We start from the raw sequence: 23,586 nt of genomic DNA, 5'->3' as shown, positions 1-23,586 counted from the left end.
TACCGACCATGGTGGTTGATACATTCAGCGAGGACAAGCCCCCGACCCGTCCGAGGTCGGCGACCCGAGGAGAATCCCATTCCCCCGCTCCGCTTCGGCGTCAACTACACGCCCCGCCGCGGCTGGTTCCACTCCTGGCAGGATTTCGACCCGGCCGAGGCCTATGAGGACCTCGCCCAGATCGCCGGTCTTGGCCTCGACCACGTCCGCGTCTTCCATCTGTGGCCGCTGCTCCAGCCCAACCGCGGCCTGGTCCGCACCACCGCCGTCGACCAGTTGGCCCGGCTCGTCGACCTGGCGGCCGAGGTCGGTCTCGACGTCATGGTGGACGGCGTCCAGGGCCATCTGTCCAGCTTCGACTTCTACCCGGAGTGGACCCGCAGCTGGCACCACCGCAACGTCTTCACCGACCCCGACGCCCTCACCGCCCAGGCCGAGCTGCTGCGCACCCTGTCGCACGCGCTGGCGGACCGCCCGAACCTGATCGGCCTCCAGCTGGGCAACGAACTGAACAACCTGGTCGAGCACAACCCGGTGACGGTGGCCGAGGTCGACCACTACCTCGACACCCTGCTGGCGGCGGCCCGGGAGGGACTGCGCCCCGGTCAGCTCGCGACGCACTCGGCGTACGACGCCGCCTGGTACGGCGACGACCATCCGTTCACGCCGGAGGCCTCGGCCCGCAAGGGCGATGTGACGAGCGTGCACCCGTGGGTGTTCTCCGCCGACTGTGCCCGCCGTTACGGCCCCGCCTCCCTCCAGGTGCGCCATCTCGCCGAGTACGGAACGGAGTTGGCCACCGCGTACGCTGTCGACGTGGACCGCCTGGTCTGGGTCCAGGAGACCGGCGCGCCGGAGCCGCACATACCGGCGGCCGAGGCTCCGGAGTTCGCGCGCGCCACGCTGCTCAACGCGGCGGACTGCACGAGCCTTTGGGGGGTGACCTGGTGGTGCTCCCACGACGTGGACCGGTCGCTGCTCGACTTCCCTGAACTGGAGTACACCTTGGGCCTGTTCGACGCGGCGGGCCGCGCCAAGCCGATCGCGCACACGCTCGCGGCGACGGTGGCCGAGCTGCGGGCCGTCCCCGCCGCGCCCCAAACCCGGGACACGGCACTGGTGTTGGAGTGCACGCCCGGTACCCGTTCGGTCTCCGGTCCGGGCGGGGCGTTCTTCGAGGCGTGGATGCGGCTGCGCGCGGAGGGCGGCCGCCCGGCGGTGGTGCTGGCCGAACGGGCCGAGGACGCGGGGTACTTGGCGGCCCGGGGCATCACCCGGACCGTTCGCCCCGTCTGAGACGGCGGTGGGGAGGGGACCGACCTGAAACGGCCTCCTCCTCACCGTCCTTCGCCTCACACCCCCGCCAACACCTCGGCCACCGCACGCAGGTTGGCCCGCCCGCGCCCGTAGGAGCACAGGTCGCCGCCCTCCGGGAGCCCGGTGTCGACCCGGACCGCGTCCGGACGCCGGGCGAGCAGGGCGTCCCGCAGCCGCGCCTGCCACGGGTGCAGACCGGCGTCGGAGGTGGCCACGACCAGCGGGACGGCGTCGGAGACGCGCAGCAGACAGTCGACGAGGGCGTCCGGGTCGGCGGGCTCCCCGGTGATCGCCGTGCCCCCGGCCCTGGGGTCCAGGGCGCGCAGTGCGGTGAGGAGGTCCTCGCCGCCCCAGTTGAGCGCGGGGTGCGGCGGCGGGAACAGGTCGACGAGGTGGGCGCCGGGCACCGGCGGCGGCACCGCGCGGGACCGCACGGCCCGGCGGGCGGCCGCCAGACCCGCGCCGGAGTCCCAGGCGGCGACGGCCCCGGCCGGGGTGGCGTACCGCTGGGCGAGCCGTCGCACGCGTCCGGCGGCCTCGGTCAGCCGTTCCTCGGTGAGCCGTCCGGTGCGCAGCGCGTCCAGGACCTCGTCCCGGCAGGCCAGCGTGGTCTCCAACTCGGGTACGGCGACGATGACTTGGTCGGCGCCTGCGGCGAGCGCGATCCGGGCGCCGGCCGCCTCGCCGTACCGGTCGGCGATCGCCTTCATCTCCAGGGCGTCGGTGACCAGGACGCCGTCGAAGCCGACCTCGCCGCGGAGCAGGTCGCCGAGGATGCGGCGGCTGAGGGTGGCGGGGCGGTGGGCGTCCAGGGCCGGGAAGACGACGTGGGCGCTCATCAGCATCGGCACCCCGGCGGCGACGGCCGCGCGGAACGGTTCGAGGTCGACGCGGAGTTCGGCCTCCGTGCGCGGGTCGACGGCGAGGTCGTGGTGGCTGTCGGTCTCGGTGCCGCCGTGCCCGGGGAAGTGCTTGGCGCAGGAGGCGATACCGCGCGCCTCGGTGGCGGTGATCCAGGCGTGCAGATGGCGGGCGGCCAGGGCGGGGTCGGCGCCGAAGGCCCGGGTGCGCACGATCGGGTTGCGCGACTGGTGCTGGAGGTCGGCGACCGGCGCGTAGGACGCGGTGATGCCGAGGGTGGCGAGGTGACCGGCGAGCGCGTCGGCGCACCGGGCGGTCAGCGCCGGGTCGTCGGCGACGCCGAGGGCGTAGGAGCCGGGTATCTCGGGGGCACCGGCCGCCACCAGGTGTCCGATGCCGCCGCCCTCGTTGTCGATGGCGATGAGCAGGTCGGGGCGTATCGCGCGCAGGGCGTCGGTGAGTTCGCGGACCTGGTCGGCGTCGCGGATGTTGCGGGTGAACAGGATGACGCCGCCGAGGCCCCGGTCGATCAGCCTCTTGAGGGGGTCGGGGAACGCCGTGGTGCCCTCGAAGCCGGCGACCAGACAGCGGTGCACGGCCTCGTCCAGCTCGGCGGGGACGGCGGACAGGGCCGAAGCGGCGGTCATGCTCTCGGAGGTCACCCTCGGAATGGTGCTGGCTCAGTCATCCGGAAGTCAACAAAGCATTGGATTGTTTGATTCACCTGTCAGCCCCTGATGACCCATGAACCTCGCCCCGCAGGCATGAGGGCGGGAGCCGGACGGGAAAGAAGAGGGGGGAACGACTCAGAACGACGTGTGACGGCCCACGCGGCTTCGGCTCCCGGCCACCGCGGTGTCACACCGAGCGGGAACGGTCCTGCCGTCCCCTGTCCTGCCTCGCCCCGTGTCCGCTCGCCCGTGCCGCCACCTGGCGGCGCGCGCGTGACGTGGAAGGACGACGTGCACCGTGACCCTGCTCCCGCTCGACGAGACCCCGGCCCCGCTCCCCGCCGTGGCCGCCCCCACCGCTCCCCCGCCGGTCCCCGACCCGGCCCCGCCGCTCGATGCCGCCGCCCTGCCCCCGTTGCCCCACCGCTTCTTCCGGCCGCCGGGCAGCGTCCCGGGCGCGGCGGCCCCGGCCCGGCTGGTGCGCCGACTGCTGGTGCTGCTGCCGTTGCTGCTGATCGTCGTGTGGGCGACGTTCGACTGGCGGACCGTGTACGACGGGACCGTGCGGCTCGGCTCGGCCGATCCCTGGTGGCTGCTCGGCGCGTTCGGCTTCACGTGTCTGGGCTGGCTGTCGTCGTCGTGCGTGCGGCAGGGCGCCCTGCCGGAACGGCTGCCGACCGGCCTGCTGATCGCCTCGCAGTTCGCCGCGGGCGCCGCCAACCACGTCCTCCCGGCGAGCCTCGGCGCCCACGCCGTCACCCTGCGGTTCCTGCTCGGGCGGGGCATCCCGCTGGCCCGCGCGACCGCGTCCCTCGCCCTGTACTCCCTGGTCAGACCGGTCGCGAAGACCCTGGTTCTGCTGGTCTTCCTGGTCACCTCACCCGACCTGCTGCGGCTGGGCGACCTCGCCCCGGACGCCCGGACGCTGACGCTGGCGGCGGGCGGTGCGACGGCGGCGCTCACCGTCGCCGGCGTGGTGGTGACGGCGGTCCGCCCGCTGCGCCGCCCCCTCCTGAACGCCCTGCGGACCGCGCTCACCGATGTCCGGGTGCTGCACAACCGGCCGTCGCGGATCGTGCTGCTGTGGGGCGGGGCCGCCGCCGCGCCGCTGCTCCAGGCGAGCGTGATCTACGCGGTCGGCGCCGCGCTCGGCCTCACGCTGTCCTGGGCGCAGGTCGCGTTCGCGTTCCTGGCCGCGAGCACCGCGGTGGGTGCGGTGCCCGCGCCGGGCGGGATCGGCCCGATCGACGCGGCCACGGTCTTCGCGCTCGCCTCGATGGGCGCCCCGCTGGACCTGGCCGCGACGGCCGTCATCGGCTACCGCGTCCTCACGGTGTGGCTGCCTCTGCTGCCGGGGGCGTTGGCCCTGTCGACGCTGGTGCAGCGGAAGGTGCTGTGAGGTCAGCCCGCGTCGGGCGTCAGCCGCAGCGAGATGCTGTTGATGCAGTACCGCTGGTCGGTGGGGTTGGCATACCCCTCCCCCTCGAACACGTGCCCGAGGTGCGAGCCGCACCGGGCACACCGCACCTCGGTGCGGACCATGCCGTGCGAGCGGTCCTCGATCAGCTCGACCGCGTCGGTGTCCTTCGGGTCGTAGAAGGACGGCCAGCCGCAGTGCGACTCGAACTTCGTGGTGGACGTGAACAGTTCGGCCCCGCAGGCCCGGCAGGAGTACACGCCGGTGGTCCTGGTGTTGGTGTACTCACCGGTGTGGGCGGGTTCGGTCCCGGCCTCCCGCAGCACCGCGTACTCGGCCGGGGTCAGCTCCGCACGCCACTGCTCGTCCGGCTTGTCGACGTCGTACGGCATGAAAGCTCAGCCCCTTACTTGGTGAGACGGTCCAGAATGCGCGGGCCGAGGTCCGTGACATCGCCCGCGCCCATGGTGAGAACGAGATCACCGGCCCTCGCCATTCCCGCGACCGCCTCGGGGACCTCCGCCTTGTCGTGGACGGCGCGCACGTCGGCGCCCGCCGCCCGGGCCGCCGCGATGATCAGCTCGCTGGTGACCCCGGGGATCGGGTCCTCGCGCGCCGGGTAGATGTCGAGAACGACGGAGGCGTCGGCCAGCGTCAGCGCCTGCCCCATCTCCTTGCCCAGCTCCTGGGTGCGGGAGAACAGGTGCGGCTGGAAGACGACGAGGATACGGGCGTCCCCGGCGGCGGCCCGCATGGCGTCGAGGTCGGCGCTCATCTCGGTCGGGTGGTGCGCGTAGGAGTCGATGACCTGGACCCCGGCGGCCTCGCCCTTGAGCTGAAGACGCCGCTTGACCCCGGTGTAGGCGGCCAGCGCGGGGGCCAGCTCGTCGGCCGGGACCCCGAGGGCGACCCCGGCGGCGAGGGCGGCGACGGCGTTGTGCGCGTAGTGCCGCCCGGGCACGGAGACCGCGAACGTCCGCTCCTGCCCGTCCAGCACCACGGTGACCTCGCTCTTCAGCCCCTGCGCGACGACCGACAGGACCCGCACATCGGCGTCCTCGGCCTCCCCGTAGGTGACCGTGCGCACGGCACCGCCCAGACGCCGGGTCAGCTCCCGCGCCCCCTCGTGATCGGCGGAGATCACCAGGGTGCCGCCGGGCACGATCCGCCCGGCGAACGTCTCGAAGGACGCGTAGATCTCTTCCATCGACGCGTAGTTGGCGTGGTGGTCCAGCTCCACGTTCAGCACGATCGCCACCTCGGGCGCGTACTTATGGAAGCTGCGGTCCGACTCGTCCGCCTCGGCGACGAAGATCTCCCCGTCCCCGTGCAGCGCGTTGGAGCCGGGCACGTCCAGGTCGCCGCCGATGGCGTACGAGGGGTTGAGACCCACCGCTCCGAGCGACACGGCCAGCATCGACGTCGTGGTGGTCTTGCCGTGCGTACCGGCCACCGCGATCGGCCGCAGCCCCTCCATCAGCCCGGCCAGCGCGTCCGACCGGTGCACCACCGGCACCCCCAGCTCGGCGGCGCGGGCCAGCTCGGGGTTGTCCTGCCGGATGGCCGACGACACCACGACACAGCTGGCGTCGTCGGCGAGGTGCCCGGCCGCGTGCCCGATGTGCACGGTGACCCCGAGCGCCCGCAGCGCCTCGGCCGTCTCCGACTCCCTGGCATCGCTGCCGGCCACCTTCGCGCCCCGCTGCGCGAGGATCTTCGCGATCCCCGACATCCCGGCGCCCCCGATCCCGATGAAGTGCGGTCGTTCCATGGCAAGGGGAAGGGAAAGGCCGGCAGCCATGCAATATCTCCCAGGAATACGGACGAACAACGTCCCCCCACCTTATTGGCCCCCACTGACACCCCACACCAGCCCACACCCCAGGGGCGCCCCTCCAGGGGCGCGGGGAACTGCGCAAAACGCGGCGCAGCCGCGTGCTCCACCCACGCAGGCGCACCCCTCCAGGGGCGCGGGGAACTGCGCAAAACGCGGCGCAGCCGCGTGCTCCACCCACGCAGGCGCACCCCTCCAGGGGCGCGGGGAACTGCGCGAAACGCGGCGCAGCCGCGTGCTCCACCCACGCAGGCGCGCTCCTTCAGGGGCGCGGGGAACTGCGCGAAACGCGGCGCAGCCGCGTGCTGCACCCACGCACCCGCACCATCACGCGGGCGCGCACACCACCCCGCCGCGCACGGCGAACGCCGCTTACTCGCTGTGCGAGAACAACTTCAACACCGGCACACCCACCTTGTGCCGCGCACGGGACGCCCAGTCCCGATGAAAGAACTCCTCCACGTAGTGGGGATCGGTCAACACGATCACCTCATCCGCCCCCACCTCCCCGACCAGCACCTTCAACGCATCCAGCGGATGATCCTCGACCAACCGCCCCTCCGCCTCGCTGCCGGCACCCCGCAACGCCTGCAACGACACATCGAGCGCCCGCTCCCCGAACCCCTTCGCGTCGTCCCCCTCCGGCGTGTCCCCTTCTCTCGCCGCCTCGTCCAGCTCCCCGAGGGCGACATCGTCGATCGCCCGCAGCAACCGGTCCGCCTGATCGCCGCGAGGCTGAAGCAGGACGCGGAAGCTCACCTCTTCGTCCCCGTGCAAGGTGGTGACGAACTCCACGTCGGCGGAGGTCAGCGCCTTCTCGATCATCAATACGCTCGTGAACACCGGGCGCTCCTTCTTGCAGAAACCATCCTGCCCCGTGATGTCACGGGGACTGCGAGTTTTAGTGTGCCCACGAGTGGGCCCCTCGGAAGCCAAGCGGAACCATAGATTCCGCCGATCTCGGGACCTACGGGACCACTGGACGATTTTCAGGCCCGCCGATAACGGCCGAACAGGAACCCGTCCTCCTCCATCAAGGACACCAGTGCGAACCGCAGCGGATCGGGGACCGCGGGCCCCCAGGCGATGCGCTGCGCGTCCCCCGCCGCGAGCGTCGGCGAGAACGTCACGCACATCTCGTCGAGCACATCGGACGCGACCATCTGGCCCAGCAGCCGGGGTCCGCCCTCGGCCAGCAGCCGGGTGAACCCGAGCCCGCCGAGGACGGCGACCACCCGCCCGGGGTCGACCGAGGCGCCGTCCCCGGCGAAGACGACCTTGACGCCGGCCTTCTCGGCGGCGGCGACCCCCTCGGCGGGCGCCCCGGCGCCGGTGACGACGAGCGTGGGCACGAGGGGCTCGGCGAACAGCGGCAGCGTGAAGTCCAGGTCGAGCCCGGCGCTCACGACCGCGATGACCGGCGCGACGCCCTGTCCGGCCGCTGCCCGCGCCGCCTCGAACCCGGTACCCGCGCGTGCGGGCCCGTAGCCCTCGTGGCGTACCGTTTCCGCACCGATCACGACCGCGTCCGCCAGCGCCCGCAGCGTGTGGAAGATCCGTTGGTCGGCCGGGCCGGACAGCGGGGCGGAACGTCCGTCGTGCTCGGCGGCGCCGTCGAGGCTGGAAACCATGTTGGCGCGCAGCCAGGGCACGGGGCGTACGCCGGCGGCGGACTCGGGATAGGCGTAGACGGCGGCCAGTTCGGCGGGCCCCCACGCGCCGTCGCCCCCGGTCGTCCCCCCGCGGGCGTCCACCACTGTCTCGTCGGTCACAGGTACCAGGCGTCGCATGACGTGCAGTGTGGCACGCCACCGGCGCTTTTTCCCGGGTACCGGCCCATCCCACCCCGCCCACCTGCGGCGATACCGGCGCCCCCGGCGAACTCCCCAGGCCGGCCGCGCCGGACGGCCGCTCCCGGTCGCCAGGACCGACGTCGCAGGCCAGGGCCTAGCATGGTGAACCGTGTCGTCCTCACCTGCCGCCTCCGGCCTCAGCCCGATAGCCGACGCGGCTCCGCACTCCCTGTGCGCCCGCGAGCCGCGTGTTCCCGCCGACCGGCTGGTGGCCGACATGGTGCCGCCGCCGCGTTTCGACTCGGTCCGCTTCAGCACCTACATCCCGGACCCGAACCAGCCGAGCCAGCCGGAGGCCGTACGGGTCCTGGAGGGGTTCGCCGGTGGTCTGGGCGGGGCGCACCCGGTCGGCGGCGCCCGGCGCGGGTTCTTCGGGCTCGGGAAGGCCAAGGCGTCCAAGGTGTCCGGCCCGCGCGGCGTCTACCTGGACGGCGGCTACGGCGTCGGCAAGACCCATCTGCTCGCCTCCCTGTGGCACGCGACCCCGGCCGAGCCCGCGCTGAAGGCGTTCGGCACCTTCGTCGAGCTGACCAACCTGGTCGGCGCCCTCGGCTTCCAGCAGACCGTGCGGACCCTTTCGGGCCACCGCCTGCTGTGCATCGACGAGTTCGAGCTGGACGACCCGGGCGACACCGTGCTGGTCTCCTCGCTGCTCGGGCGTCTGGTGGAGGCGGGGGTCGCGCTCGCCGCCACCTCCAACACGCTCCCCGGCAAGCTCGGTGAGGGCCGGTTCGCCTCGGCCGACTTCCTGCGCGAGATCCAGGGCCTGTCCGCCCACTTCAGGGCCGTGCGCATCGACGGCGAGGACTACCGCCACCGGGGTCTGCCGGAGGCGCCGGCGCCGTACAGCGACGAGCAGGTGACCCGGGCCGCGTACGCGCACCCGGGTTCCTCCCTGGACGCGTTCCCGCAGCTTCTCGACCACCTCGCCACGGTCCACCCGAGCCGCTACGGCGCGCTGACCGACGGGATCGAGGCCGTCTGCCTCACGGATGTCCGGCCGATTCCCGATCAGTCGACGGCGCTGCGGCTCGTCGTGCTCGCGGACCGGCTCTACGACCGTGAGGTGCCGGTCCTCGCCTCCGGGCTCCCCTTCGACCGCCTGTTCAGCGAGGAGATGCTCGCCGGCGGCTACCGCAAGAAGTACTTCCGTGCGATCTCGCGGCTGACGGCGCTCGCCCGGGACGGCAAAAGCCTCATCACCACAGCTCCGAGCGACTAGTTCAAGCCAAGCCACCCACACATTTCAGGCTCTCTTCAGCTTGAAACGTTAAGTTAACCCTGCAAACGACTTTGCAGGGTTACGGTGTTTCTTGACCAACCATTGACCTTGCTTTGGTCTGCGGTAGAGATGTGAACTAGTGGGAGGGGGGCGCATGTTCCTAGGTGTACCGGTACGGGCCGCGATCGCGGTCGCCGTCGCCCTTGTGATCGCCCTTCCCTTCTTCACAACTTCCCCATCCTTCGCATCCGCGCACACAGTCCGTCATGTAGAGGCCCACGCCCAGCCCGGAATCAAACCCCCAGGCACGGCTCTGCGCAACAACACGATGACGGACCGTCACTGCGATCTTTCCGGGGACCCCACGGGCCCCCTGCGCAACCGCGACCGCCACTACGCGGTCGACGTCGCACCGGAAGGCCCGGAACGACCGCTGCTGGCTCAGGACCCGGCGGCCGATCACCCTCCCGCGTCGCCGCGGGCTCCGCGCACGTCAAGACCCCTGACAGCGCACACTCCGGCAGCACTCCAGGTCTTCCGCTGCTGACAGGCAGCACAGCGGTCCCCTAGCGGTCCCCCCACCTGTCCTGCACGTCCGACGCGCCGCTGCGGCGCGCCAGGAGGAATCACCATATGCAGCCCCTCATCGACAACGCCCGTACGTTCGGACAGCGCCCTGAGGAGTTCGCCAAGCTGGCCGAAGGCCAGTCTCCGCAGGTCCTGTTCATCACCTGCTCCGACTCCAGGGTCGTTCCGGCCCTGATCACCGGTGCCCGTCCCGGCCAGCTCTTCGAGCTGCGCACCGCGGGCAACATCGTTCCCCCGTACGCCTCCGAACACCCCACCAGCGAGGCGGCGACCATCGAGTACGCCATCGAGGTGCTGGGCGTCAGCGACATCGTCGTCTGCGGCCACTCGCACTGCGGTGCCGTCGGCGCACTGGTGCGCGGTGACGACCTCACCGCCGTACCCGCCGTGCAGAGCTGGCTGGCGAGCGCGACGCCGCGCCCGACCGGCACGCCCGAGGACCCCGAGTGCAGCGAGGGCGTGCAGGGGCACGTCCTGGCGCAGGTGCTGCGGCTGCGCTCGTACCCCTACATCGACAAGAAGCTGAAGGAACGTCAACTGTCCCTGCACGCCTGGTACTACGAGGTCCACACGGGCGCCGTGCTGGCGCACGACTCGCAGTCCGACGCTTTCGTGGCCCTGTGAGCGCCCCCATGACCGCGATATCCAAGTTCCCTCATCTGCGGCAGGACTTCGCCGCCTCACTCGTCGTCTTCCTGGTCGCGCTCCCGCTCTGCGTGGGCGTGGCCGTCGCCTCCGGTGTCCCGGCCGAACTGGGCATGGTCACCGGCATCGTGGGCGGCATCGTCACCGGTCTGATGCGGGGCAGCAGCCTCCAGGTCTCCGGACCCGCGGCCGGTCTGACGGTGCTCGTGTTCGAGGCGGTGCAGGAGTTCGGGCTGCCCGCCCTCGGTGTGATCGTGCTCGTCAGCGGTGCCCTACAGATCCTGATGGGCGTCCTGAAGCTCGGGCGCTACTTCCGGGCGATCTCGGTCTCGGTGGTGGAGGGCATGCTGGCCGGAATCGGTCTCGTGCTGATCGCCGGACAGCTGTACGCCATGGCCGGCGCCAAGGCACCGGCCTCCGGTGTGGCGAAGATCGTCGAGCTGCCCGGCGCGCTGTTCGAGTCGCTCGGTACCACCCGGGCGCTGGCCTCGCTGGGACTCGGCGCCGCGACCATCGCCGTTCTGGTGCTGTGGAAGCGGATGCCGAAGTCGGTGCGCACGGTGCCGGGGCCGCTGGCCGCGGTGGGTCTGGCCACGCTGGTCACCCTGGTGTTCTCGCTGCCCGTGGCGACCGTCGAGGTCCAGGGTCTGCTGGGCTCCATCCAGCCGCCGCCGCTCAGCGCCTTCGGTGAGCTGGCCGGGTTCGGGCTGCTGGGCACCATCGTCGCGTTCACGCTGATCGCGTCCGCCGAGTCGTTGTTCAGCGCGGCGGCCGTGGACCGGCTGCACGACGGGCCGCGTACCGAGTACGACAAGGAACTGATCGCCCAGGGCGCGGGCAACGCGCTCTGCGGTGCGCTCGGCGCCCTGCCGATGACCGCGGTCATCGTGCGCAGCGCGGCGAACGTCCAGGCGGGCGCCCGCACCAAGGCGTCCCGGGTGCTGCACGGTGTGTGGCTGCTGCTGTTCGCGGCGCTGCTGCCGGGCGTCCTCGCCTACATACCGATCCCGGCCCTCGCGGGCATCCTGGTCTACTCCGGCGCCAAGCTGATCCCGGTCCGGGAGATCGTCTCGCTGTGGCGCGAGCACCGCGGTGAGGCCCTGATCCTGATGGTCACGGCGTTGTCGATCGTCGCGGTCAGCATGTTCGAGGGCGTGCTCATCGGCCTGGCGCTCGCCGTCGTCAAGACCGCGTGGGAGGCCTCGCACATCAAGCTGGAGGTCATCGACAAGGGCGCGGGCCCCGTCCAGGCGTACCTGTCGGGCAACGCGACCTTCCTGCGGCTGCCGAAGATCCTCGACAGCCTGGAGGCGCTGCCCCAGGACCGCCCGGTGGAGCTGGACCTCTCCGGTCTGCACCACCTGGACCACGCCTGCCGTACCGCCCTGGAGAACTGGGCGGAGCGGCACAGCGAGGCGGGGACCGAGCCGGTGCGGATGACCGCCGAACCGGCTCGGGCCACCGCGGCCTGACCCCTGCCCCACCCGCACACCTGACGGCCGATGGCCGGTCCGGGCCGATCGTGGCCCGGACCGGCCATCCGGCATATCGTGGCATAGGCAGATTTTTCTTCGGACCTCTGGCAGAGGAGGTCGTCATGCTGGCGGAACTGCTGACGGCTCTGGCCGCCCTGGTCGCCGCGGGTGCCGTCTACGCCTCCGCGGCAGCCCGGGTGGTCAAGCAGTACGAGCGCGGGGTGGTGTTCCGGCTCGGCCGGGTCACCGGCGACGCGCGCGGGCCCGGGTTCACCATGGTGACGCCGTTCGTCGACCGGATGCACAAGGTGAACATGCAGGTCGTGACGATGCCGATCCCGGCCCAGGAGGGCATCACCCGCGACAACGTCACCGTGCGGGTGGACGCGGTCGTCTACTTCCGGGTGGTCGATCCGACGAGCGCCCTGGTCACGGTGGAGGACTACAAGTTCGCCGTCTCGCAGATGGCCCAGACCTCGCTGCGGTCCATCATCGGCAAGAGCGATCTCGACGACCTGCTCTCCAGCCGCGAGAAGCTCAACCAGGGGCTGGAGCTGATGATCGACAGCCCGGCCATCGGGTGGGGCGTGCAGATCGACCGGGTCGAGATCAAGGACGTCTCCCTGCCGGACACGATGAAGCGCTCCATGGCCCGGCAGGCCGAGGCCGACCGGGAGCGGCGGGCCCGGATCATCAACGCCGACGCGGAGTTGCAGGCGTCGAAGAAGCTCGCCGAGGCGGCCCAGCAGATGGAGGCCACGCCCTCCGCGCTCCAACTGCGGCTGCTCCAGACCATCGTGGCCGTCGCCGCCGAGAAGAACTCCACCCTCGTCCTGCCGTTCCCGGTGGAACTGCTCCGCTTCCTGGAGCGCGCCCAGGACGGCGGCCACGACGGCGGACACGACGGCGGGTCGAACGACGGCCAGGACCAGCCCCGTCACATCCATCTGGAACGGACGCCGGAGCACCCGGCCGACGCATGACACGGGGCGCGGGCGGAACCGGCGTTGTTCCCGAGACCGCCGCCTGATGGTAGACACAGCCGGGTCACAGTCCCTGTCCGCCAGCAGGAAGGCTGCTCACGCATGTCCGCGACCCGACGTCAGATCCTCGCCCGCTCCGGTGTCATCGGAGCGGGCATCGCCTTCTCCGGCGCCCTGTCCGAACTGTTCGCAGGCCCCGCCGCAGCGCAGGGCCTGGGCCACACCGGCTACGGCCCGCTCGTCCCCGACCCCGAAGGACTGCTCGACCTGCCCCGGGGTTTCCGTTACCGGGTGCTGTCCCGCGAGGGTGACGCGCTGCGCTCCGGTGAGGGCCCGGTCCCCTCGAACCACGACGGCATGACCGCGCTGCCCGGCCGCTCCGGCCGCGTCCACCTGGTCCGCAACCACGAGAACCGCGCCACCGCGACCCACCCCGTCCCGGCCGTCCCCGGTCTCACCTACGACCCGGCGGGCAAGGGCGGCTGCACGGCCCTCACCCTGGACCGGCGCGGCCAGGTGCTCTCCGAGCGGGTCGCCGTCGCCGGGACCGCCGTCAACTGCGCGGGTGGGCCCACCCCTTGGCACACCTGGCTGACCTGCGAGGAGACCGAGGAGCAGGCCGGGAGCAGCGGGTACACCAAGGACCACGGGTTCATCTTCGAGGTGGACCCGGCCGACCCGTACCGCACCGGGGCGGTGCCGCTGACCGCGATGGGCCGCTTCCAGCACGAGGCCATCGCGATCGACCCGAGACACGGGGTGGTCTACGAGACCGAGGACGCCTTCCTCGCGCCGTTCGGCCTCTTCTACCGTTTCCTTCCCGAACGTCCGCTCGGCGGGGTCGGTTCGCTGCGCGCGGGCGGGCGGCTCCAGGCGATGCGGGTGCCGGGCGTGCCCGACCTCTCGCCGGTCCAGGAGGTCGGCGCGTCCTTCGACGGCGTCGAGTGGGTCGACGTCCCGGACCCGCTGGCCGGCACCACGCCGATCCGGCTCCAGGACTTCGGCCCGAGGGGCATCACGCACGCGCAGAAGCTGGAGGGCTGTTACTGGGGCGGCGACCACGTCTACTTCGTGTCGTCCTTCGCCCACAGCGCGGAGGGCTCGGCGGCGGATCACCGGGGCCAGATCTGGCGTTACGACCCGGCCCGGCGCCGCCTCACCCTGGTGATCGTCTTCGGCCCGGACACCGACGTCCAGCTCCCGGGCGAGTCCCCCGACAACATCTGCCTCGCGCCCGGCGGAGGCCTGATGGTCTGCGAGGACGGCGACGGCGCCCAGCACGTCTTCGGCGTCACCCGGCGTGGCGAGGTCTATCCGCTGGCCCGCGGCCGCCAGAACATCGGCACCCCCGAGGCCCCCGCCTGGGGCGAGTTCGCCGGGGTCACCTTCGCCCCGGACGGCCACACGATGTACGTCAACTGCTACACCCCCGGCACCACCTTCGCGGTGACGGGCCCCTGGAAGAGCTAGCCGAACGACGGTGCAGCGGCCGGGCAGGCGCCACGCCCGGCCGCTCCACCGGAACGGCTCCGGATGCGGGGGTGAGCGGGCGGGAGCCCGGCGAGGCAGGCGGGGCCCGTGAGCGGGCGGGCGACGTGAGCGGGCGGGCGGCGTGAGCGGGCGGGCGGCGTGAGCGGGCGGGCGGGCGGGCGGCGTGCGGGTGACGGGGCGCGGCGATGCTTAAATCATCCTATTTGTAGGCTTATGTTCATGGCGTGATCATTCGAGTACGCCATGTAGCCGCCGCCTGTGTACTCGGCGCCGCGCTCACCGCCTGCGCCTCGTCCGCGCCCCAGGCCGCCCGCCCGGCCCCGTCCAGCACCTCGTCCCGGCCGCCGACGCTGACGCCGGGACGCGGTGGCCTCACCCCGGTGTTCAAGCACGGGCCACGGGGCAAGGACAAGACCGTCGCCCTCACCTTCGACGCGGACATGACCGCCGATCAGGGTCCCCGCGCGGCGGCCGGCGAGCACTTCGACAATCCGCGGCTCATCGCGACGCTGCGGGCGCTGAAGGTACCGGCCACCGTGTTCATGACCGGCCGCTGGGCCGACGAGTACCCGGCCGAGGCCCGTGCCATCGGCGCCGACCCGCTCTTCGAGGTCGCCAACCACTCCTACAGCCACTACGCGTTCACCGGCGACTGCTACGGCCTGCCGAGGGTGGACGCCGGTCGGATGCGGTCCGACGTGGAGCGGGCGTACGCGTCCTTCCGCAAGGCCGGGGTGGAGAACCCGATGCCGTACTTCCGTTTCCCCGGCGGGTGTTACGACCAGCAGGTGCTGAAGACGCTGGCCCCGACCGGGGTCACCGCCGTGCAGTGGGACGTGGTGAGCGGGGACGCCTTCGCGACGGACTCCGACGCGGTGGCCCGGCAGGTCATGGAGGGCGTGAAGCCCGGCTCGGTGGTCGTCATGCACTGCACCCGCAGCGCCGCCCCGGCGACCGAACGCGCGGTGCGCGCCCTCGTGCCGCAGCTGCGCGCGAAGGGCTACCGGTTCGTGAAGGTCTCCCAGCAGATCGGCGCCGCCGAGGCCCATCACTGACCAGGCCTACGCTGGAGGCATGAGCGACGACGGGACCGACGTGACGCCCCCGGCCGAGGACCGCGCGGAGTGCGTGCTGTGCCGGGCGCCGACCGAGTACCCGCAGTCCCACCGGGGGATCACCCTGTGCCCGGTCTGCGCCTGGCAGGAGGCCCAGCGCACCGCCTGCTCGGGGTGATCGGCCCGGGGCGGCCCCCGTAGGGTGGACCGCTGTGAGCCCTGATTCCCCGCCTCCCGCCGAGAGCCCCTTCGCGTCCTCCCGCACCCCGCGCGACGAAGCCCCGCAGTTCGTGCTGCCGCTCGTCGTCCGGCTCGAACGGGACGCGCCGCCTGCCCGCACCGACGCCCTGGAGACCGCCGCCCGCGCCGTGCTGGTGATGCTCGCCGACGAACGGTCGACCGGCGACGGCGCCTGGGCCGAGGTGATCCGGGACTGGCAGGACGCGCGTATCCGCAAGGTCGTCCGGCGGGCCCGCGGCGCCGAGTGGCGGCGGGCCGAGGCGCTGCCCGGGATCACCGTGACCGGGAAGTCGGCCGAGGTGCGGGTGTTTCCGCCGGTGCCGTTGGACGGCTGGCCCAAGGATCTGGCCCGACTCCAGGTCTCCGGAACGGAGTTGGAGGACCCGGAGCCTCCCGCCCCCGCCGATCTGTCGGGGCCGGTGATCTGGTTCAGCCCCGAACTGGACATGTCCGCCGGGAAGTCCATGGCGCAGGCCGGGCACGGCGCCCAACTCGCCTGGTGGGAGCTGTCCCAGGAGGAACGGGACGCCTGGCGCGACGCCGGGTTCCCGCTCGCCGTACGGACCGCCGCACCCGCCCGCTGGGCCGAACTGACGCGCGGTGGGCTGCCGTTGGTGCGGGACGCCGGTTTCACCGAGATCGCCCCGGGCAGCTGCACGGTGGTGGCCGACCATCCGGCCCTGCGCTGACGGGAGATGTCCGCCGCCGCCAACCTCAAATGTTCCTCTGAACGTGCCGGGTGCGTGGTTCGGGCCCGGACGGCGGGGCCATAACCCCCGTCACTGAGGAAGCGGACGGCGCAGGGAAGCGGAGGTGGGTACGGTGCAGCGACCGGGGGAACTGGGCACGGGGATCGGCTGGCGGCCGGAGATCGCGGACGCCGTGGAACGGATGCCGGGCATCGACTGGGTCGAGGCGGTGGCCGAGAACGTGTGCCCGGGCCACCTCCCCGAGTCGCTGATCCGGCTGCGCGAGCGCGGGGTGACGGTCATCCCGCACGGCGTCTCGCTCGGGCTCGGCGGCGCCGACCGCCCCGACGGGCAGCGCCTCGCCGCCCTCGCGGAACGGGCCGAGATGCTGGGCTCGCCGCTGGTCACCGAGCACATCGCGTTCGTGCGGGCGGGCGGCCCGCTGACGGCGTCGCCCCGCCTGGAGGCCGGTCACCTGCTGCCGGTGCCCCGCACCCGGGACGCGCTCGACGTGCTCTGCGAGAACGTCCGGATCGCCCAGGACGCGCTGCCGGTGCCGCTCGCCGTCGAGAACATCGCCGCGCTGATCAACTGGCCGGGCGAGGAGATGACCGAGGGACAGTTCCTGTACGACCTGGCCGACCGGACCGGGGTCCGGCTCCTCATCGACGTGGCCAACCTGCACACCAACCACATCAACCGCGGCGAGGACCCGGCCAAGGCCCTCGACGAACTGCCCCTGGAGGCGCTGGCCTACGTCCATGTCGCGGGCGGCGTCGAGCGCGACGGCGTCTGGCACGACAGCCACGCCCACCCGGTCCCGGCCCCGGTGCTCGCCCTCCTGACCGACCTCGCCGCCCGGGTGTCCCCGCCGGGCGTCCTGCTGGAGCGCGACGAGAACTTCCCCGAACCGGCCGAGCTGGAAGGGGAGTTGGCGGCGATACGGGAGGCGGTCGAGCGGGGCAGGACGCTGCGGGAGCGGGCGGTCACCGTCACGGGCACCGCCGCCGACACCATCGTTCCCCCGGAGCGGGACTCCTCAACTCCCGCTGCCCTTGCGGCCGTTGTCCCGGACCCGGTGCGGCAGCGGCTCGCGCTCGCGCAGACCGCGTTGCTGTCGGCGCTCGTCGGGGGGACGCCGGTGCCCGAGGGGTTCGACGGGGTACGGCTCGGGGTGCAGGCGCGGGCGCTGGCCGCGAAGCGGGCGGACGTCGTGGCGAAGGTCGCGCCCGAACTGCCCCTGATCCTCGGGGCGTTGTACCGCTCGGAGTTCCTCGGGTACGCCCAGGGGCATCCGATGACCGGCGGCTACCGGCGGGACGCGCTGGACTTCGCCGAGCGCCTGTTGCGCACCGGGCGGCCCGAAGAGGCAGAGGCGCAAGGGGAGTTGAGGGAATGGTGGCTGGAGCGGTCGGGGCCCGCACCCCGGTCGGGCCGGCCCGCGGTGCGGCTGGCGCGGGCCACCCGCCGTGTCCTGCTGGGGCGTTGAGCGACAGGTGACCCTGCGTATCGGGTCCGGCACCGCACCTCGGTAATATGCCCCTCCGCGCCCCGAGTCCACCGGGGTGCGGTGCCGTACCTGGAGGCAGCCATGCGACCGCGACCCCCGATCACCGGCCGAGGCGTCTTCAGCGGCACCGGGCTGATCATCACCGGGCTGGCCGCGACCCTGCTCGCGCTGGTCTTCCCGATCTGGTCCTACGCCGACCGCTCGGGCACCGGCGCGGACCTCCTGAACGAGCAGACGGTGTCGACGCCGTACGGCCCGCTGTCCGCGCTCGACCGGGACTTCGTCACCAAGGTCAGGCTCGCCGGGCTGTGGGAACTTCCGGCCGGGCAGCAGGCCCAGCAGAAGGGCACCACACAGGCCGTGCGGACGGCGGGCCAGCATTTGGTGGAGGGGCACACCTTCCTGGACGCGCGGGTCCGTGACGTGGCCGGGCGGCTGAGCCTCGACCTGCCCAACCAGCCCAACGACCAGCAGAAGCAGTGGCTCTCCACCCTCGCGACAGCCCAAGGCACCGACTACGACCGCCAGTTCGCGAACATCCTGCGCCTCGCGCACGGCCGGGTCTTCGCCCTCGTCGCGGAGGTCCGCGCCGGGACCCGCAACTCGCTGGTGCGCGCCCTCGCCGACGACGCCAACGCCACCGTCCTCGACCACATCAAGATCCTGGAGGCCACCGGATACGTCGATTTCGACGCGCTGGCCGGGGAGTTGGCCGCCGACAGCGCTCCCCCGCTCACCCACGCGCCCGCTCCGCCGGGGCCGACCGCCGAGCCGGGTCAGGTCGTCCCGGTGACCCCGGCGGCGCCCACCCCCTGAGCCGGGAACGGAACATCACGTACCGGCAACACTCCGTCCCGGATAGTGAATAAGGGATGGCGTCGACCTGGCCGCTGGCATAGAACCACAGCATGTTCTGGGTCCCCCTTCTGCTGCTCGCGTGGATCGCCGCCGGTGCCGCCTGCACCCGGCTGTGCCTGGCCGCCGTCCGCGCGGCCGCCGTCGACCCCGGTGCCGAACCGGATGCCCGGGCACCCGGTCTGACCCTCTACGAAGCGGCGTTCCTGTCCGGCGGCCCCCGCCGGGTCGCCGACCTGACCATGGTGTCGATGGCCAGGCAACGGCGCCTGCTGCTGGCCGGCACCGGCTGGGTCACCGTCGTCGACCCGCACGGCCGGGACGCCATCGAGCGGTCGGTGATAGGGGCGATCGGCCCCGAGGGGCAGCGCAGGATCGCCCCGGCGCGGGACGCGGCGGCCTCGGCCGAGGCGGTCGGCAGCCTCGGCGAACGGCTGGTCGGCGCGGGCCTCGCGGTACCGGTCGACGGCCGGGACGGCATCGCGGCGGGCGTCCTCGGGGTGCGGTACGCGGCGTGCGCGGTCCTCGCGCTGGGCTCGACGGCGCTGCTGCTGCCGGGCGGTCCCGACCTGGCGCGCGGCCTGGTCGCCCTGTGGTTCACGCTGCCGCTGGTGCTGACGCTGGGCTGCCTGGCCATCGCCCGCGTCGAGATCCATCCGTACGCACGCTGGGCCTCCCCGGCGGGGCAACGGCTGCTGGGCTCGCTGGCCCGGCGGGCGCGGCCCTGCGACGACCGCACGTATCTCACCTCGGTCGCGGTGCGCGGGGTGCGTGCGGTGCGTGACCCGGAGCTGCGGGCGGCCTTCGGGCACCGGGAACCCGCCGGGCGTGAGCGGCACGCCGGGGGCGCATAGAGGTATTGGGGGCGACACCGGCGGGGCGGTGCTTGCCTTCGCCTGATGTCGAACGAACCATCCTTTCTGTTGCCACCGTGCACCGAAGGGACACGCGATGAGAGCCCCCGCCCTCTACTCGGCCGCCGGATCGTTGCTGCTGACCACCCTCGCCGCCGCTCCGGCAGGCGGCTCGACCGCCGTGGCCGGCGCGGTCGAACTGCGCGGGGTGTCGGTGGCGTCAGCCCGGGCCGCCGACGCGGGCATCACCTTCGGTGACTGCCCCGACGCCAAGGAGCTGCCGGGCAGCGTGAAGTGCGGCACGGTCTCCGTCCCGCTCGACTACGCCCACCCGACCGGCCGGCAGATCAAGCTGACGGTCAGCCGGGTCGCGGCCACCCACAAGGACCCGCACAACAGCAAGCGCCGGGTGCCCCGGCAGGGCGCCCTGGTCTACAACCCCGGCGGGCCCGGCGGCTCCGGCCTGTACTTCCCGATGATCGGCCTGCTGCCGGAGTGGAAGCGCATCGGCGCCGCCTACGACCTCGTCGGCTACGCCCCGCGCGGGGTGTCGCCGTCGGCGCCGCTGTCCTGCCAGGACCCCAAGCGCTTCCTCACGGCACCCTCACCGTCACCGACCCATCCCTCGGAGGCGTACAAGAAGGAGCGGATCGCGCAGGCCAAGGCGTACGCGCGGGGCTGCGCCCAGCGCGGCGGCGCGGGGCTGCGGTTCTACAACTCCCTCAACAACGCCCGTGACCTGGACGTCCTGCGGGCCGCGCTGGGTGAGACGCGGCTGACGTTCATGGGGGCGTCGTACGGCACCTACTTCGGGGCGCTGTACGCGACGATGTTCCCGACGCACGTGCGGCGCATGGTGTTCGACGCGGCGGTGGACCCGAGCCCGGAGCAGGTCTGGTACCGCAACAACCTCGATCAGTCGGCCGCGTTCGAGAGCCGCTGGGCGGACTTCCGGGAGTGGATCGCCGCCCACGACGACGTGTACCACCTGGGCGACACGGCCGAGAAGGTGCGGCTCAGCTACGAGAAGGCGAGCGCGCGGCTCGCGGCAAAACCGGCCGGCGGGAAGGTGGGGCCCGCGCAGTTGCAGGGGGCGTTCCTGAGCGCCGGGTACTACGACGACTACTGGCCGCACCGCGCGCAGGCCCTCTCCGACTATCTGAACGGGAAGCCGAAGCGGCTGATCGAACAGGCGGGTCCGCATCCGGAGGCGGCGGCCGAGGCGGAGAACTCCAGCGCCGTGTACACGGCCGTCGAGTGCAACGACGCGCCCTGGCCGACCGACTGGCGGGTCTGGGACCGGGACAACACGCGGCTCGCGCGCGTGGCGCCGTTCGAGACCTGGGACAACGTGTGGATGAACCTGCCGTGCGCCTACTGGTCGGCGCCCCGGCAGCGGCCGTTGGACGTGCGGACCGGGCCGGGTGAGCTGGTGCCGACGCTGATCCTGGCGGCCGAGCGGGATGCCGCCGCGCCCTACCAGGGGGCGCTGGAGCTGCAACGGCGGCTCGCGGACTCGGTGTTGGTGACCGAGCGGGACGCCGGGACCCACGGGATCGCGGGCGGCCCGAACCGGTGCGTCAACGACCATCTGAACGCGTATCTGCTGGAGGGGCGCCTGCCCGAGCGGCGGGCGGCGTGCGCGGGCCGTGCGGAGCCGAAGGCCAAGCTGGCCGAGTGACCTCAAGGACAGGCGTGTGCCCCGCCCTCCCTCGGGAGGCGCGGGGCACTCGGGTGTCAGGCCAGGCCAGCGACCAGGTCGCCGATCGCCTTGCGGCGGCCCGTGTAGAACGGGACCTCCTCGCGGACGTGCATACGGGCCTCGGAGGCACGCAGGTGACGCATGAGGTCGACGATGCGGTACAGCTCGTCCGCCTCGAACGCGAGCAGCCACTCGTAGTCGCCGAGCGAGAACGAGGCGACCGTGTTGGCGCGGACGTCCGGGAAGCCGCGGGCCATCTTGCCGTGGTCGGCGAGCATCCGGCGGCGGTCCTCGTCGGGCAGCAGGTACCAGTCGTAGGAGCGCACGAACGGGTACACGCTGACGTAGTCACGGGGCGACTCGTCGGCGAGGAACGCCGGGATGTGCGAGCGGTTGAACTCGGCGGGGCGGTGCAGCGCCATGTTCGACCAGACCGGCTCAAGCGCGCGGCCGAGCCGGGTGCGCCGGAAGAGGTTGTACGCCTCCTGGAGCTGGTCGCTGGTCTCCGCGTGCCACCAGATCATGAGGTCGGCGTCGGCGCGCAGGCCGGACACGTCGTACGTGCCGCGGACGGTGACGTCCTTGGCGGCGAGCTGGTCGAACAGCTCCTGGACCTCGTCGGCGTAGCCCGTACGGTCCTCGGGGAGCACGTCCTTCAGCTTGAAGACGGACCACAGGGTGTAGCGGATGGCCTCGTTGAGGTCCTTGGCCAGCTTGCCCTTGTTCGCGATCCGCTCGGGGGCGGGGGTGGGAGCGTCGTCACTCATGCGGCTATTCTCCCGCCCCTTCGCGCGCGTCCGGCACCGGGTCGGCGGTGAGCCCGGGCACACCCGGCAGGACGGCGCCGATCAGGTCGACGGCCGCGTGCGCGCCGGCGATGCAGGCCGGGATGCCGACGCCGTCGTAGGGGGCGCCGCAGACGGCGAGGCCGGGGAGCTTGGCGACGTGCTCGCGGATGCGGGCCACGCGCGCGTGGTGGCCGACCGGGTACTGGGGCAGGCCGTCGGTCCAGCGGGTGACGCGGGTGGCGACGGGGGTGGCGTCCAGGCCGGTGGCCTCGCGCAGGTCGTGACGGGAGATGTCGACCAGACCGGCGTCGTCCCGGCCGAGGATCTCCGTCTCGCCGTAGCGGCCGACGGAGGTGCGCAGGATGAGCAGGTCGGGGTTCTCGTCGTCGACCCAGCCCCACTTGCGGGAGGAGAAGGTGGACGCCTTGATGGTGCGTCCGTCGACGGGCGGCACGAGGAAGCCGCTGCCTTCGGGGAGGGCGGTGTCGGCGCGCCGGTAGGCGAGGGTGACCAGGGCCATGGACGCGTACTCGATCCCGGCCAGCTCGGCCGCGGCGGCGGGCGCCTCGGCCCGCAGCAGACCGGCGGCGGCCGGTGCGGGAACGGCGATGACGACCGCGTCGGCGTGCAGCACCCGCTCGCCGGTGATCACGCGCCAGGTCCCGTCGGTGGTCCTGCGCAGTTCGCTCACCGGGGTGCCGGTGAGGATCTCGCCGCCCCGCGCGCGTACCGCGTCGGCGACGGCGGGCGGGAGGGTGCCGATGCCGCCGCGCAGGCCCATGAAGACCGGGCCGGTCTGCTGGGCCGCCGCGGCCCTCGCCTGGATCTCGCGGACCGCCTCGGTCAGGGAGTCGTGCACGCGCGCGGCCTGGTAGAGCTGCGGGACGGCGGAGCGCAGCGAGATCCGGTAGGCGTCGCCCGCGTAGACCCCGCCGAGCAGCGGCTCCACGAGCCGGTCGACGACCTCGCGGCCGAGGCGCTCGGCGACGTACGCGCCGACCGCGACATCGTCACCGACCTCGGTGCGGGGCAGCTCGGCGTCGCGCTCGATGCGGGCGAGACCCTCGTCGGACAGAACGCCGGCCAGGGCGGCCGCCGTGCCGGGGACGCCCATGACGTGGCCCTTGGGCATGGGGCGCAGGGCGCCGCGCGTCCAGATGGAGGCGGTCGCGGTGGCCGGTGGGGTGAGGGCGTCGGCGAGGCCCACCTCACGGGCCAGGGCGACCCCTTCGGGCCTGCGGGCCAGCATCGATTCGGCGCCGAGGTCCACCCGGGCGCCGGCGATCTCGCCCGGCAGCAGCTTGCCGCCGACCCGGTCGGAGGCCTCCACGACGGTGACCCGCGCGCCGCGCTCCAGGAGCCTGTGGGCGGCGGCCAGACCCGCGATGCCCGCTCCCACGACGACGACCCGGCCCTGGCCCGTTCCACTCTCCACTTCGCGCATGCCACCAGCGTCTCAGACGGCACTGACAACCGGTCGGCGAGGCCCGTGTCCCGGACGGGTCCCGGACCGGTCCCGGCCGTGATCGCACCGGG

21 protein-coding genes are annotated in these 23,586 nt (G+C 72.7%); 14 read left to right on the top strand and 7 right to left on the bottom strand.

Features of this window, described 5'->3' with window-relative positions; translation table 11 throughout:
* Positions 1-15 precede the first annotated feature (15 nt).
* Complete coding sequence (locus tag ACIQOU_RS05090) at positions 16-1,296, top strand: glycosyl hydrolase (protein ID WP_401533955.1); 1,281 nt, start codon at positions 16-18, stop codon at positions 1,294-1,296.
* A 56-nt stretch (positions 1,297-1,352) separates the two neighbouring features.
* On the opposite strand, the gene nagZ is transcribed toward ACIQOU_RS05090, so the two are convergent.
* Positions 1,353-2,825: a beta-N-acetylhexosaminidase gene (gene nagZ, locus ACIQOU_RS05085; protein ID WP_401534662.1), complete on the bottom strand. Its 1,473-nt coding sequence runs from the start codon at positions 2,823-2,825 to the stop codon at positions 1,353-1,355.
* A 322-nt stretch (positions 2,826-3,147) separates the two neighbouring features.
* Here nagZ and ACIQOU_RS05080 point away from each other — a divergent pair, with 322 nt between their 5' ends.
* Complete coding sequence (locus ACIQOU_RS05080; RefSeq protein ID WP_401533954.1) at positions 3,148-4,248, top strand: YbhN family protein; 1,101 nt, start codon at positions 3,148-3,150, stop codon at positions 4,246-4,248.
* A gap of 2 nt (positions 4,249-4,250) precedes the next feature.
* Here the strand turns inward: ACIQOU_RS05080 and msrB are convergent, their stop codons facing one another.
* From msrB to ACIQOU_RS05060, 4 genes are all read right to left on the bottom strand, one after another.
* Positions 4,251-4,658, bottom strand: coding sequence for a peptide-methionine (R)-S-oxide reductase MsrB (gene msrB, locus ACIQOU_RS05075; RefSeq protein ID WP_401533953.1), 408 nt, complete (start codon positions 4,656-4,658; stop codon positions 4,251-4,253).
* A gap of 14 nt (positions 4,659-4,672) precedes the next feature.
* Positions 4,673-6,067 (bottom strand): UDP-N-acetylmuramate--L-alanine ligase, encoded by a 1,395-nt coding sequence (gene murC, locus ACIQOU_RS05070; RefSeq protein WP_401533952.1) that lies wholly within the window; start codon positions 6,065-6,067, stop codon positions 4,673-4,675.
* Between the two features lie 405 nt (positions 6,068-6,472).
* Positions 6,473-6,943, bottom strand: a complete 471-nt coding sequence (locus ACIQOU_RS05065) for an indole-3-glycerol phosphate synthase (protein WP_401533951.1) — start codon at positions 6,941-6,943, stop codon at positions 6,473-6,475.
* Positions 6,944-7,089: 146 nt separating this feature from the next.
* Complete coding sequence (locus tag ACIQOU_RS05060; RefSeq protein ID WP_401533950.1) at positions 7,090-7,890, bottom strand: pyrimidine reductase family protein; 801 nt, start codon at positions 7,888-7,890, stop codon at positions 7,090-7,092.
* Between the two features lie 172 nt (positions 7,891-8,062).
* Here ACIQOU_RS05060 and zapE point away from each other — a divergent pair, with 172 nt between their 5' ends.
* From zapE to ACIQOU_RS05000, 12 genes are all read left to right on the top strand, one after another.
* Positions 8,063-9,175 (top strand): cell division protein ZapE, encoded by a 1,113-nt coding sequence (gene zapE / locus ACIQOU_RS05055; protein WP_401533949.1) that lies wholly within the window; start codon positions 8,063-8,065, stop codon positions 9,173-9,175.
* A gap of 633 nt (positions 9,176-9,808) precedes the next feature.
* Positions 9,809-10,387 carry a carbonic anhydrase gene (locus ACIQOU_RS05050; protein ID WP_401533948.1) on the top strand — a complete coding sequence of 193 codons (579 nt, stop codon included), beginning with the start codon at positions 9,809-9,811 and terminating at the stop codon, positions 10,385-10,387.
* Positions 10,388-10,395: 8 nt separating this feature from the next.
* Positions 10,396-11,880 (top strand): SulP family inorganic anion transporter, encoded by a 1,485-nt coding sequence (locus ACIQOU_RS05045; RefSeq protein ID WP_401533947.1) that lies wholly within the window; start codon positions 10,396-10,398, stop codon positions 11,878-11,880.
* A 125-nt stretch (positions 11,881-12,005) separates the two neighbouring features.
* On the top strand, positions 12,006-12,866 hold the full coding sequence (locus ACIQOU_RS05040; RefSeq protein ID WP_401533946.1) for a slipin family protein: 861 nt from the start codon (positions 12,006-12,008) through the stop codon (positions 12,864-12,866).
* A 102-nt stretch (positions 12,867-12,968) separates the two neighbouring features.
* Positions 12,969-14,336, top strand: a complete 1,368-nt coding sequence (locus ACIQOU_RS05035; RefSeq protein ID WP_401533945.1) for an alkaline phosphatase PhoX — start codon at positions 12,969-12,971, stop codon at positions 14,334-14,336.
* 245 nt (positions 14,337-14,581) lie between these two features.
* Positions 14,582-15,412, top strand: coding sequence for a polysaccharide deacetylase family protein (locus tag ACIQOU_RS05030; RefSeq protein ID WP_401533944.1), 831 nt, complete (start codon positions 14,582-14,584; stop codon positions 15,410-15,412).
* Between the two features lie 19 nt (positions 15,413-15,431).
* Positions 15,432-15,590: a hypothetical protein gene (locus ACIQOU_RS05025; protein ID WP_401533943.1), complete on the top strand. Its 159-nt coding sequence runs from the start codon at positions 15,432-15,434 to the stop codon at positions 15,588-15,590.
* A 34-nt stretch (positions 15,591-15,624) separates the two neighbouring features.
* A complete protein-coding gene (locus tag ACIQOU_RS05020) occupies positions 15,625-16,341 on the top strand; it encodes an aminoacyl-tRNA hydrolase (RefSeq protein ID WP_401533942.1) in 717 nt (238 codons plus the stop codon).
* A gap of 202 nt (positions 16,342-16,543) precedes the next feature.
* Positions 16,544-17,830 (top strand): DUF692 domain-containing protein, encoded by a 1,287-nt coding sequence (locus ACIQOU_RS05015; protein ID WP_401534660.1) that lies wholly within the window; start codon positions 16,544-16,546, stop codon positions 17,828-17,830.
* A gap of 102 nt (positions 17,831-17,932) precedes the next feature.
* Positions 17,933-18,667: a DUF4142 domain-containing protein gene (locus tag ACIQOU_RS05010; protein ID WP_401533941.1), complete on the top strand. Its 735-nt coding sequence runs from the start codon at positions 17,933-17,935 to the stop codon at positions 18,665-18,667.
* Between the two features lie 92 nt (positions 18,668-18,759).
* On the top strand, positions 18,760-19,560 hold the full coding sequence (locus ACIQOU_RS05005; protein ID WP_401533939.1) for a TIGR04222 domain-containing membrane protein: 801 nt from the start codon (positions 18,760-18,762) through the stop codon (positions 19,558-19,560).
* Positions 19,561-19,657: 97 nt separating this feature from the next.
* Positions 19,658-21,241, top strand: coding sequence for an alpha/beta hydrolase (locus tag ACIQOU_RS05000; protein ID WP_401533938.1), 1,584 nt, complete (start codon positions 19,658-19,660; stop codon positions 21,239-21,241).
* Between the two features lie 56 nt (positions 21,242-21,297).
* Here the strand turns inward: ACIQOU_RS05000 and hemQ are convergent, their stop codons facing one another.
* Together hemQ and hemG are read right to left on the bottom strand one after the other, a co-directional pair.
* Positions 21,298-22,029: a hydrogen peroxide-dependent heme synthase gene (gene hemQ, locus ACIQOU_RS04995; protein WP_401533937.1), complete on the bottom strand. Its 732-nt coding sequence runs from the start codon at positions 22,027-22,029 to the stop codon at positions 21,298-21,300.
* A 4-nt stretch (positions 22,030-22,033) separates the two neighbouring features.
* Positions 22,034-23,494 (bottom strand): protoporphyrinogen oxidase, encoded by a 1,461-nt coding sequence (hemG, locus tag ACIQOU_RS04990; protein ID WP_401533936.1) that lies wholly within the window; start codon positions 23,492-23,494, stop codon positions 22,034-22,036.
* Positions 23,495-23,586 lie beyond the last annotated feature (92 nt).

Source organism: Streptomyces sp. NPDC091279 (assembly GCF_044757465.1).
Lineage (GTDB): Bacteria > Actinomycetota > Actinomycetes > Streptomycetales > Streptomycetaceae > Streptomyces.
This window is presented reverse-complemented; position numbering and strand designations above follow the sequence as displayed.

Excerpts from the sequence above, each read along its gene's own strand:
- ACIQOU_RS05035 (WP_401533945.1), top strand. The coding sequence starts at position 12,969 with ATGTCCGCGACCCGACGTCAGATCCTCGCCCGCTCCGGTGTCATCGGA.
- ACIQOU_RS05000 (WP_401533938.1), top strand. The coding sequence starts at position 19,658 with ATGAGAGCCCCCGCCCTCTACTCGGCCGCCGGATCGTTGCTGCTGACC.
- ACIQOU_RS05025 (WP_401533943.1), top strand. The coding sequence starts at position 15,432 with ATGAGCGACGACGGGACCGACGTGACGCCCCCGGCCGAGGACCGCGCG.
- nagZ (WP_401534662.1), bottom strand. The coding sequence starts at position 2,825 with ATGACCGCCGCTTCGGCCCTGTCCGCCGTCCCCGCCGAGCTGGACGAG.
- hemG (WP_401533936.1), bottom strand. The coding sequence starts at position 23,494 with ATGCGCGAAGTGGAGAGTGGAACGGGCCAGGGCCGGGTCGTCGTCGTG.
- murC (WP_401533952.1), bottom strand. The coding sequence starts at position 6,067 with ATGGCTGCCGGCCTTTCCCTTCCCCTTGCCATGGAACGACCGCACTTC.
- ACIQOU_RS05050 (WP_401533948.1), top strand. The coding sequence starts at position 9,809 with ATGCAGCCCCTCATCGACAACGCCCGTACGTTCGGACAGCGCCCTGAG.
- ACIQOU_RS05015 (WP_401534660.1), top strand. The coding sequence starts at position 16,544 with ATGCCGGGCATCGACTGGGTCGAGGCGGTGGCCGAGAACGTGTGCCCG.
- hemQ (WP_401533937.1), bottom strand. The coding sequence starts at position 22,029 with ATGAGTGACGACGCTCCCACCCCCGCCCCCGAGCGGATCGCGAACAAG.
- ACIQOU_RS05010 (WP_401533941.1), top strand. The coding sequence starts at position 17,933 with ATGCGACCGCGACCCCCGATCACCGGCCGAGGCGTCTTCAGCGGCACC.
- ACIQOU_RS05060 (WP_401533950.1), bottom strand. The coding sequence starts at position 7,890 with ATGCGACGCCTGGTACCTGTGACCGACGAGACAGTGGTGGACGCCCGC.
- ACIQOU_RS05040 (WP_401533946.1), top strand. The coding sequence starts at position 12,006 with ATGCTGGCGGAACTGCTGACGGCTCTGGCCGCCCTGGTCGCCGCGGGT.
- msrB (WP_401533953.1), bottom strand. The coding sequence starts at position 4,658 with ATGCCGTACGACGTCGACAAGCCGGACGAGCAGTGGCGTGCGGAGCTG.
- ACIQOU_RS05005 (WP_401533939.1), top strand. The coding sequence starts at position 18,760 with ATGTTCTGGGTCCCCCTTCTGCTGCTCGCGTGGATCGCCGCCGGTGCC.
- ACIQOU_RS05045 (WP_401533947.1), top strand. The coding sequence starts at position 10,396 with ATGACCGCGATATCCAAGTTCCCTCATCTGCGGCAGGACTTCGCCGCC.